We start from the raw sequence: 11,407 nt of genomic DNA, 5'->3' as shown, positions 1-11,407 counted from the left end.
TATAATATTGCCGCTAATTTTTATTAACGTGCACGGGGATTCTTACAGAGAAAAGTGACAAAAAGAAGACGCCTACGTCACATTAATGCCGTTAACTGACTGTAATAAAAGGAAAAAATAGACACCTAAACGAACAGTACTAACATAAGTAACAAAAGACCTACTTAAATCAGTGGCTTAACAAGAAACAGTAGGAAGTAAAACGTAGGTTTAAAAATATTAAAATTTTCACTAAATAATTTTAATATTTTAGTCATAAACTCCACTTAGCCAGTAAATTTCATATAAAAACACTAATCTGCCTGAGTTTAGCCAGCCACAGTCACAAAAAAACGACCCGTAGGTCGTTAATTTTTACTGAATTGGTATTAGCCTACTGCATGTAACTTTAATTGATTCTGATAAGGCTCAGCCCAACGTAATAACTCAACACGGTTACGTGCATGGGTTTTTCTAAAAATGGATGAAATATGTGCCTTAACAGTGTGCTCACTGATACACAATCCTGTAGCAATTTCTTTATTGCGAGCTCCGCTGGAAACCTGTTGAATAATGGTTTTTTCTCGGCGGGTTAATTGTTGGAATGATTCAGAACCTTCGGTTGATAATGCTCGTGGGGTATCGATTTGACTCACTAATTGACGGAACACACGGCTGATCAAAATTCTGTCATACCATAGTTCATCTGCTAGGACTTTTCGTAAGCCCGTGAGCTGTAAATCCATTCGTTGATCTGCAAACAGTAAACCTCTAATGCCCAATAACAGCGCAGACTCTTCATCTAAAGAATCCTTGCTCACATTATAAAGTGCCACAGGCACATGCTTAACCAGCAATGAAGCAACCAAAGGGATGCCATTACAGTCAATCGCAGCACCTTGTTGAGAGATAAGGTAGAAACTACTGCTATCAGCGCTAGGTTCAAGTTGCTCAATATCTGAAATCACTCGCGTCTTCAATCCAATTGATTCTGCAAGCATAGCCAGGTGGCAAGGTGCAGCCACCTGATGAAGAAACACCACTTCATCAATATTATTCATCACTTCTCTCCCTGAGATATTTCACTTAGTCCATTTAATGCTTTGTAATAATTACCTTTAACCAAAAGAACTAATACAAAGCAGACTAAGTCAGTCTACATAGAGTTGACCTAGTAATAAAGTATGCCGGATGAAAATCATTTAACAGAAACAGTGTAAAGACTAAAGTGGACATACAATTCAGGGAAATTAACGGATCCTTAAACCTGTGGTTTCATCTTAATCGCGATCAATTTGTTATGGTACTGACTCAACAATATTATCGCAGCAATCGCCCCTACTAATGCCATTGCCATGTCAGATTGCGTATCCCAAACATAGCCTTGTGTACCGAGAAATGCTTCAGCATCTTCGCCGGTAAGCGCAGCGACCCACCATTCAATAAGCTCGTAAAGTGCTGAGAATGCCAACGTAAAACAAATAGCCAAAAAGTTACACCAAGCGCCAAGCTTAACGACACCTAAGCGGATAAACACTTCTCTAGCTAAAATAACGGGAATAAATCCTTGCGCAAGATGACCGACTTTATCGTAGTTATTACGGGTCGTCCCCGTCCATTGTGCAATCCAGTCAAACAAAGGAACTTCGGCATAGGTGTAGTGGCCACCGACCATTAAAATCACACAGTGAATAAGGATCAAAACATAAGCCAAGCTCGTTAGGGGAAAGCTATTACGAGTAAAAGCAAGGATTGGCAGTGCAAGTAATGCCGGTAAAACTTCTAACAACCAAGTGAACTGATCTTTCGGCTCAATTGCAGACCACAGCAGAACCAAAAAAAAGATAACTAGCCATGCAATGCTTTTATTCAAAATATCTCTCCCATATACGATATTGTTCTTAATTTAGAATAAACACTTTAGCCATCCAGCCCTCTACACCGAGTTAAAAAAGTGCTACTTTGTTTATAGCTTGACAGTTTATACCTAAACCACGCTAGCGGTTGAATTTAGTCGTCTCTGCGATGAGCTTAGATATACATAATACAAATAAACCAAAAGGGTACATAAATCATGGCGAAACACTCGCTGGACAAGGATAAGATAAAAATCCTGCTGTTGGAAGGCGTCCACCAATCTGCGGTAGATGTATTCGAACGAGCGGGTTACACCAATGTTGAATACCACAAAGCAGCACTGAGCGAAGAGGATCTACTCTCTTCGATTCAAGATGCGCATTTTGTGGGTCTTCGTTCCCGTACCCAACTGACTGAAGCGGTATTAAGTCACGCTGATAAACTGGTCGGTATTGGTTGTTTCTGTATCGGTACCAACCAAGTGAGCTTAGCTGCTGCTGAAAAACTGGGGGTCCCCGTCTTCAATGCACCCTTCTCTAATACTCGAAGTGTAGCTGAGTTAGTGCTGGGCGAGATCATCATGTTGCTGCGTGGGATCCCTCAGCGCAACGCTATGGCTCATCGAGGCGGCTGGCTAAAAAGTGCTGCAGGCAGTTATGAAGCACGCGGAAAAACACTCGGTGTTATTGGTTATGGCCATATCGGTACCCAGCTAGGTATTCTTGCTGAAACCTTGGGCATGCGGGTTATCTTTTATGACATTGAAGACAAGCTACCTTTAGGCAACGCGCAACAGGTACATTCAATGGAACAGCTACTGTCGCTTGCCGATGTGGTCAGTTTACATGTACCAGAAACACCGCATACCAAAGAGATGATTGCTCACGCTGAACTGGCTTGTATGCGCAAAGGCAGTATCTTAATTAACGCTTCACGCGGCACCGTTGTCGATATTGATGCGTTAGCCGCCGCGCTCAAAGAAGAACACCTGTCAGGTGCAGCAATTGATGTATTCCCTGTCGAGCCAAAATCGAATAACGATGAGTTTGTCAGCCCATTACGTGGGCTTGATAACGTGATATTGACTCCTCATGTGGGTGGTAGCACGGCTGAAGCACAAGAAAACATCGGTATAGAAGTGGCTGGGAAACTGGTTAAATACTCTGATAATGGCTCGACCATGACCGCAGTTAACTTCCCTGAAGTTTCATTAGCGCCACACTCAGGTACCTCGAGATTGCTACATATTCACCGTAACAGACCCGGGATCCTTATCCAGATTAACTTGGCATTTGCAGAGAAAGGCATCAACATTGCCGCTCAGTATCTACAAACAACAGCTGAAATAGGATACGTGGTGATGGAGGTTGATTCAGATAAAGCTGATGAGGCACTCACCGAAATGCAAGCGATTGAAGGCACAATTAGAACTCGACTACTTCACTAAGTCAGTCCTATTTAGCTGAAATCAGTTTCAGCGGATCTTCTAAGGCCGTACAATTCGATATTGTACGGCCTTATAGTTTTAATAAACTTGCGGTATGCAACTTTTCGCAGCCTATGATTAGCGTTACAATCATCACTCTTCTCGTTTAACTCTTGGATTTGCTCATGACCCTGTCAACTTCTCAGCCTAACTGGCCTTTAAACGGACAACAGCCTTCCCTTATTGTGTCCCAGTTATCTCATTTAGGTTTAATGTCGGTAACGGGAGAACAAGGCCGCAGCTTTATACATGGTCAAGTCACTGCCGACATCAGCTCACTTGAAGACAATCAATGGCGCTGGGGCGCACATTGCGATCCTAAAGGGAAAATGCTTGCCACCTTTAGAACCTTTGCGAAAGACGGTACCCTATTTATGATGATGCCAAAACAGACTTTGGCATTAGATCTATCTCAATTGCAAAAGTATGCCGTATTTAGCAAGGCTGACCTCACTGATGTGAGCGATGACTGGCTACTTTTAGGCGTTGCTGGTGAGCAAGCATCAACTTGGTTAACCGAGCAATTTGGGGCATTAAACGACGAGCTGACGCTTATCGACAATGGCATGATCATCCAAGATGCTGGCCGTTTTATTATTGCAATCGAGCAATCGAGTGTAGAGCGTTTCAATACACTGACTGAAGCAGTGACTTTTGATGCGACGGCATGGCAAGAGCTAGAAATATTAGCCGGTTACCCGAATATTGGCGCTGTGCATAATGCTAAATTTGTGCCGCAAATGTGTAACCTGCAAGCGATTAATGGCATTAGCTTCAACAAAGGCTGCTACATGGGCCAAGAAACTATCGCTCGAATGAAATACCGCGGTGGCAACAAACGCGCACTCTATATTGTCTCAGGTACGGTATCAGCTGAATTAACCGCTGACAGCCAATTAGAGATAGCCTTAGAAGAGGATGCTGGATTTCGACGCGCTGGTACCATTATTGAAAGTGTTCAACGAGATCAGCAGGTATTGTTTACTGCAGTGTTAGCCAATGACACACCGATGGGCGCCACACTGAGAATCGCCGGTGATGATACATCACAACTTAGTGTCATTGCCCTGCCATACTCTTTGGAAGAGAGTGACTAACGAGTACTGTAATAAAAAAGGCGCCTAAGGCGCCTTTTTTATGGACGGTATAAAGTCGTTACGTTTCATGATGCTCATCGCGAATTTGCGTGACCTCTGCCAAAATGTGTTTAAAATGCTCGACCAGCTCAGGGTCAAAATGTTTGCCTGACTCACTCTCGATAAGTGCCATTGTATCGGCAACGGTCCAAGCTTTTTTGTAGGGTCGAATCGAGGTTAATGCATCAAACACATCGGCAATTGCCACTATGCGACCTTCAATGGGAATGTCCGTCCCTGCCACGCCATTTGGGTAGCCACTGCCATCCCACTTTTCATGGTGACTCAAGGCGATACGTTTGGCCATTTTAAGCAATGGGTCTTTATGTTCGCCAATAATTTTGGCGCCTATTTCTGCATGACACTGCATCTCTTTCCATTCATGTTTATCTAATTTCGCCGGCTTTTTTAATATTGAATCAGGCGTGCCTATTTTACCAATATCATGCATTGGAGCGGCATTGTAAATGAGATCACAGTACTTGTCTGGCAACCCAGACTGTACCGCCAACAAGCGAGCATAATGGCTCATCCTAATAACATGTAGCCCGGTTTCATTGTCTTTATATTCAGCAGCTCGCCCAAGACGTCTAATAATCTCAAACCGTGTCTCTTCTAGCTCTTTTGTCCGTGCTTTTACTTCCTGCTCAAGCAGCCGTTTTTGATCATAAAGCGCAAGATGGGTTTTTACCCGCGCTTGTACCACAGGAGCACTCACTGGCTTAGTGATGTAATCAACTGCGCCCAGCGCAAACCCTTGGGTCTCATCTGCGGTTTCAGCCAATGCGGTAACAAAAATAACCGGTATATGGCAAGTCAGCGGGTCAGTCTTTAAACGCTCACACACCTCGTATCCATTCATCCCAGGCATCATCACATCAAGTAAAATAAGATCAGGGGCATTTTTTTGCGCTAAAGCGAGTGCTTTAGGGCCATCAATAGCCACTTTAATCTTGTAGTCATTACTCAAGATCCCCACCAAGATATCGATATTACCGGGGGTGTCATCCACAACTAAAATGGTGGCTTTGTCCATTAAACCTACTCTCCTTATTAGACCCAAACGATGAATCAAGTATAGTCAGCTTTAAAACCACGCGCGTTTCAAAGCGCTGTATTTGGTTACCAAAAAGCTGAATTTAACTCTCTACAAGTCAAATAACGACTTAATCAGCTCGGCGGCATCATCAAATTGGTAGCGATGGATCATCGCTCGCGCTGGGCTGATTTTATGCCACATATCTGCGGTCACCTGACCTTTTATTTCGTCCATTTTGTCAACGGCATCAGAGTCAGCATCTTCCAACATGCTCAGTAATACTGCTGCCGTGGCTGCCAGTTCAACATCGGATAAAGTCTGACTTGGTGTGCTCTGCTCAATTAACGCATCATGATTGGGGAGCTGCGACATCCACTGAGATATGGCATCACAAATAACGGCGATCAGCTTTTCGAGTTCGACTAATTCAGCAGCAACATCCGCTTCACTTGAAGCAATTAACTTGGTTTCAATGACTCTAGCCACTTCAACTAACTTAGGGGCACATAAGTTACCCGACACCCCTTTTAAGGTGTGTGCATAGCGAATGGCATCCTCAGTTTTACCTTGGCTTATTGCTAATTCAATCTGTTCAGCGGTATGCATCTGCCCGCTATAGAAACGCTCGAATATGCGTCTATAAAGACGAATGGAGTTTTGGACTAACTGCAAACCTTTATCCACATCAAGTTCTGCATGTTGCGGCCAAAAAAGCACTTGATCGTCTACTTCGGTCTTATCAAAATCGCTGGCCAATACCTCCTGCTGACCATCACCTAGATACTCCAACAAGGTTGTATAGAGCAGCGACACCTCTATCGGCTTGGCAATATGAGCATTCATTCCTACTCGTAAACACATCTCTTTATCGCCCGCCATTGCGTTGGCCGTCATCGCCACCACTGGCAATTCTGCAAGTTCAGGGATTTTACGTAATGCCTGCGTGGCCTGATACCCATCCATTACTGGCATTTGGCAATCCATTAAGACCAGATCAAATGACTGCGTCGCTAGCTTTTCTAACGCGATTTGGCCATTATCTGCAATCGATAAGATAATCCCTACCTGCTCGAGAAATTCAGTCGCGACCTCCTGGTTCATATCATTATCTTCAACGAGTAAAATACGCTTGCCTTTGAGCTGTGCCAGTAGCACTTGGCTAATGTCAGTGCCCTTACGTCGTACTGGCATGGCGCCATTTTTACCCAGCGATGACATGATCCCATCAAGTAAGCGCGAGGCACTGATAGGTTTAGTAATGTAACCAGCGATACCACTGTCATTAATATTATCTGTAAATTCTGTATTTGCGTGGGCTGATACGATAAGTATTTTAGGTGGGGTATCGCTGCCATCGATGATGGCAGCCGATGTTTCTAAGCCGTTCATCTCTGGCATTAACCAATCAATAAGGGCGACTGGATATTGCGTAGTCTTGCATCGTTCTATGGCTTGAGCACCACTCTTTACGGTATCCACTTCAAAGCCCATACTTTCAAGCGTGGTACGTAAAATATCACGGGCAGTGGCATTATCGTCTGCCACTAAAATACGTATTCCTTCTAACTCTTGGCCCACTTTTAACAGTTTATTGTCAGCCACTTTAAACTTAACAGTGAAGAAAAAGGTACTGCCATTACCGAACTGACTTTCGACACCTATTTCGCCACCCATCAGCTCCACCAGCTGTTTACAGATAGCCAGACCAAGACCGGTACCACCGTATTTACGCGTCGTCGATGCATCTGCCTGACTAAAGGATTTAAACAACTTATTGCGCTGCTCTTCCGTGAGACCGATACCATTATCTCGTACGCTAAACCGCAGTGTAATCGAGTCGTCAATCTGCTCTAGTTGGCTAATAGAAAGCAGTACTTCACCTTGTTCGGTAAATTTAACCGCATTATTCATTAAATTAATCAGCACTTGCGACAGCCGCAGTGGATCACCTTCGAGCTGCCTTGGAATATTGGGCGCAACAGCAAACAAGAGTTCCAACTGCTTATCCGCGGCTTTAACCGAAAACATGTCACTTAAATCTTCGAGCATGGTATCTAGCTGGAATGGCACCGATTCTATATCAAGCTTACCCGCCTCAATTTTTGAGAAATCTAAGATGTCATTAATGATCCCCAGCAACGACTTTGAGGCTCGATCAATTTTCTGTACATAATTTTGCTGCTTATTGTTTAACTCTGTTTGCAGACACAGTTGAGACATGCCGATAATGGCATTCATTGGGGTGCGGATTTCATGAGACATATTAGCTAAAAAGTCACTCTTAGCTTTACTGGCTGCATCGGCTGAATCTTTTGCCTGTGTTAACTCATCCGAGATCTGTTTTAGCGATGTGATATCAGACATCGACAGCACGGCAGAGTTGAGCTTACCGTGTTTATCTTGCAAGCCGGTTAATGTCACATCCATCCACATCACATTGCCAGATTGGCTCAACAGACGGATCTCCGTGGTCACGCTACTGCCGCCATTTTTCATCAACTCTGTAAACATCGACTTGGCCGCATCGCGATCATCATTATGGTGATAATCAAAGAACGAGGTGCCTTTAAGATCGGCTGATGACAGTTGCATATAATGGCTGAATTGCTCGTTACAATCTAAGATCGCACCGCGATCATCCACATTCACAATACCAATACCCGCGTTATCAAATAGTGCTCTAAAGTGGGCTTCACGCTTAGCCAACTCTTTGTCTATCTGCTTTCGCTCAGTAATATCCATCAGGTAGCCGTTCCAGACGATGCTGCCATCGGCTAATTGATTACCGTGCGCTCCCGCTTGCAACCAACGAATGTCCCCCATTGGGTGGCGATAACGAAACTCTTCTGTCCAGTGTAACCCTGACTGGCTAGCACCAGATAATGCTTCAATAATATGCGAACGCTCATCGGTGATAATACAATCAGCAACCAGATCGAAATTGTCGACCACTTGATCTCGATGAAAGCCCAATGTGGTAATGCAGGCACTTGATAAAAAGGTGAACTCGCGATCACTGTTTGATCGCCAATGCAACTGGTAAACGGTACTCGGGATCGATTCCGTTATTGTTTCTAGCTGTTGTTGGGATTGCGCTATTTTCTCTTGCGCGACCTTACTATTGGTGATGTCGTTAATACTGCCATCAAACCAAAGAGCAACACCCTCAGCGTCATAGATCGCTTTACCCTTTTCATGTACCCAATGAATACTTGAATCACGGTGTTTGATCCTATATTGCACTTCAAAGCTTTTTTGCTCGGCTAAGGCTGTTTCTATGGCATTATTTGCCGTGACAAGATCTTCCTCAACAATCAGACTGGTAAAACTGCGCTTATTGTTCTCAATAAAGTCAGAGGCTGGATAACCACTGATATCGCCAATATTGTCGCTAATATATTCCATCACCCAAATGTCTGCGACACGAGTACGATAAACGGCACCGGGAATATTAGTCACTAAACCACGGAAACGGTTTTCGCTATCTTTTATACGTTTAGCAATCTCTAATTCTTCGGTTATATCACGCACGGTGGCGGCAACTTGGCGCTGGCCGTCGGCATCGACAGGTAATAAACCAAGGCTGATCTCCACCGGAAATTTGCTACCATCAGCTTTCAGTGCCATCAAGTCTGATGCTAGGCCTAGGCCCATTTTTCGATCTCTACCTTCTGCAACAAACTTGGCTCGCAAGTCGGCGTGCTGGGGTCGAATCGAATCTGGTACCAACAGATCAACCGACATCGTCAGCATTTGCGCTTCTTCATAGCCAAATAGTAACTGGCAACGACTGTTGGTAAACACCAACTGCCCAGCTTCATCAACAATGAGCATCGCCTCTGGCGCAGATTCAAGTACCGCATTGGACCACGCCGCCGCAGAAAATGTCTCGGTCACATCATTAAATAGCATTTCAACGGAAAGCAGCTCTTGACTGTCAGACAGTAACGGCTGCATAAAAACATCTAAACGGTATAATTTTCCTTTAATATCAAGCATTTCAATTTGGTGAGGCGGAACATTCTTACCGTGTAATGCCTCATCCATATAATGCCAGTTTTGATCATTAATCGGGTTATCGGAGAACATTCTCTGGTACTTACGCCTGAATAACTCAGGGCTGACGCCAAGCACCTTCTCAACGCCTGCGCTTACTTGGGCTATTTGACCATCAGGTTCAATCGAGCAATAAAAAGATTTATCGCTCATACCATCAATTAATTTGGCAAAGCGGTTACCACGAGAATCAAGCAAAGCTTGTTCGCGCTCTTCTAGCACCTGCGCCATATCATTGAACTTATCAGTTAGGGTAATAAGTTCACTCGCAGCCCCCCGAGGTTGATCCAGTCGTTTGGTTTTTCCTGCGCCAAAAGCAACGATTCCCGCTTCCAATTCTTCTATTGGACGCGTTAGTCTTCTGGCCGTCAGGTAACCCGTGAGTAATAACACCGCAGAGATAAGCAGCAAATTTAATGCTAATGAAGAGAAGCCAAGTAAAAAATTATTATGTAGATGTTGTTGTTGGGTCATTATAATAACCCGCCAATTTAGGGCAGGGACAACACCTACACTCGCCAAGAAGGTGCCACCTGAGCTGTCTTGCACCTGGCTATAACCTGCAAGGCCACTCTCGATTAACTCAATAAAAGGTTGGTTATCGGTAGATTGTGCTAACCATTTATCTGCTCCCCTTTGCAACAGCAACGATTGATCCGCGTGATAGATAAGCTGGCCTTGGTCGTCAAGCACCACGATTCGTTCTGCTGCCACATTCACCATTTGAGGAATAGCATTCAACGCCAGATCGACGGTTATGACCCCAGCGAAGGGTTGTGACGGACCAAAAGGCTGCGAATAACTGATCATCAATGCATTACCGGCACCTTCGTCAAGATAAGGACTAGACCAGTAGCCATTGATATTATTTATCGCTTTAGTCCACCACTCCCACGAACCGTCAGTGTAGTCATAACCATCGATGCCTATATCGATGATATTGATCTTCCCCTTGTCTCGGTAAGCATAAGGGGCGAACAGCTCTCTCTCACCAATCGATCCCTTTTGAAAGGCAATAGCACTGCCATAAAAATCAGGATGTCTATCCAATCGACGGGTTAATAACAGTTTGAGTTTATCTTCATTGTTGAAGAGTGATTTGGTATTCCCTTCACCCAATAGGTCTGCAATCGAGCGGGTATCATTTTGAGCAGAAAGTAGAAAAAATTGGATCCTGCGGGCAATATTTTCAGCCTTTTTTTCTAGGTCATCATAAATGTATTTCTCTTCAGCTTGGTAATTAAACCAACCATTAATACTGAATACGACGGCCATTATTGCAATTAACGGTAAAGCTATTTGCGATAAAATTCGGCTACGAAAGGTGCGAAGTCTGCTCATATCCATAATCCACAGTGCTATTGGTCATCATGAGTTAGGTAAAAATATTGTAGTTGAAGCTACTATTACTTTTGATACTCATGCGTAGTCAGTTAATTAAAAAGAGGAAGTCAGTGCTAGCTCAATATCCAAACGGTCTCGAAAAGGGAATGACCATTATCTCGACCACAGTCTTGTTCAGTTAGCGTACGGGAACTCTGAAATGAGCATGTTAAAGTCGCTTAGGTATACGCCGTGATCCATAGTGTAGACAAGACTTGGAGCCAGTACCTAAAAAGACATCAATAACATTTTGATGATGCTAACCATTTGATGAATAGTAAAAATAGTACAAATTTCACTCAGAAATTACCTAGTAGACTCAACATAGCAGTTGTTCATTTGGACTACAAATTATTTTGTTTACATTTTAGCTACATACCGCCAACTCAATTAAGCACATTCACCTATACAACACATATTTGTAGACTTGAAGAGTTTAGCGCTACAGGACTTAGATAAATGGTGCTAATA

6 protein-coding genes are annotated in these 11,407 nt (G+C 43.8%); 2 read left to right on the top strand and 4 right to left on the bottom strand.

Annotated features, from left to right (window positions below; translation table 11 throughout):
* Window positions 1-368: 368 nt before the first annotated feature.
* The gene (locus tag CXF86_RS16950) at window positions 369-1,040 is read right to left on the bottom strand and encodes a helix-turn-helix transcriptional regulator (protein WP_102039589.1); all 672 of its coding nucleotides are present in this window, start codon (window positions 1,038-1,040) and stop codon (window positions 369-371) included.
* Between the two features lie 200 nt (window positions 1,041-1,240).
* The gene (locus CXF86_RS16945; RefSeq protein WP_101092363.1) at window positions 1,241-1,852 is read right to left on the bottom strand and encodes a DUF2238 domain-containing protein; all 612 of its coding nucleotides are present in this window, start codon (window positions 1,850-1,852) and stop codon (window positions 1,241-1,243) included.
* A 201-nt stretch (window positions 1,853-2,053) separates the two neighbouring features.
* On the opposite strand from CXF86_RS16945, the gene serA reads away from it, so the two are divergent.
* Window positions 2,054-3,283, top strand: coding sequence for a phosphoglycerate dehydrogenase (gene serA / locus CXF86_RS16940; RefSeq protein WP_102039588.1), 1,230 nt, complete (start codon window positions 2,054-2,056; stop codon window positions 3,281-3,283).
* A 164-nt stretch (window positions 3,284-3,447) separates the two neighbouring features.
* On the top strand, window positions 3,448-4,419 hold the full coding sequence (gene ygfZ / locus CXF86_RS16935) for a tRNA-modifying protein YgfZ (protein ID WP_101092366.1): 972 nt from the start codon (window positions 3,448-3,450) through the stop codon (window positions 4,417-4,419).
* A 58-nt stretch (window positions 4,420-4,477) separates the two neighbouring features.
* Here the strand turns inward: ygfZ and CXF86_RS16930 are convergent, their stop codons facing one another.
* Together CXF86_RS16930 and CXF86_RS16925 are read right to left on the bottom strand one after the other, a co-directional pair.
* Entirely contained in the window at window positions 4,478-5,494 is a 1,017-nt protein-coding gene (locus CXF86_RS16930; RefSeq protein WP_102039587.1) for a response regulator, read from the bottom strand.
* A 111-nt stretch (window positions 5,495-5,605) separates the two neighbouring features.
* Window positions 5,606-10,900: a PAS domain S-box protein gene (locus CXF86_RS16925; RefSeq protein WP_102039586.1), complete on the bottom strand. Its 5,295-nt coding sequence runs from the start codon at window positions 10,898-10,900 to the stop codon at window positions 5,606-5,608.
* Window positions 10,901-11,407 lie beyond the last annotated feature (507 nt).

It is taken from the genome of Shewanella sp. GutCb, assembly GCF_002836135.1.
Classification (GTDB): domain Bacteria; phylum Pseudomonadota; class Gammaproteobacteria; order Enterobacterales; family Shewanellaceae; genus Shewanella.
The sequence above is the reverse complement of the archived record's forward strand: the minus strand, read 5'-3'. Positions and strand labels throughout refer to the sequence as shown.

Excerpts from the sequence above, each read along its gene's own strand:
- CXF86_RS16950 (WP_102039589.1), bottom strand. The coding sequence starts at position 1,040 with ATGAATAATATTGATGAAGTGGTGTTTCTTCATCAGGTGGCTGCACCT.
- serA (WP_102039588.1), top strand. The coding sequence starts at position 2,054 with ATGGCGAAACACTCGCTGGACAAGGATAAGATAAAAATCCTGCTGTTG.
- ygfZ (WP_101092366.1), top strand. The coding sequence starts at position 3,448 with ATGACCCTGTCAACTTCTCAGCCTAACTGGCCTTTAAACGGACAACAG.
- CXF86_RS16930 (WP_102039587.1), bottom strand. The coding sequence starts at position 5,494 with ATGGACAAAGCCACCATTTTAGTTGTGGATGACACCCCCGGTAATATC.
- CXF86_RS16925 (WP_102039586.1), bottom strand. The coding sequence starts at position 10,900 with ATGGATATGAGCAGACTTCGCACCTTTCGTAGCCGAATTTTATCGCAA.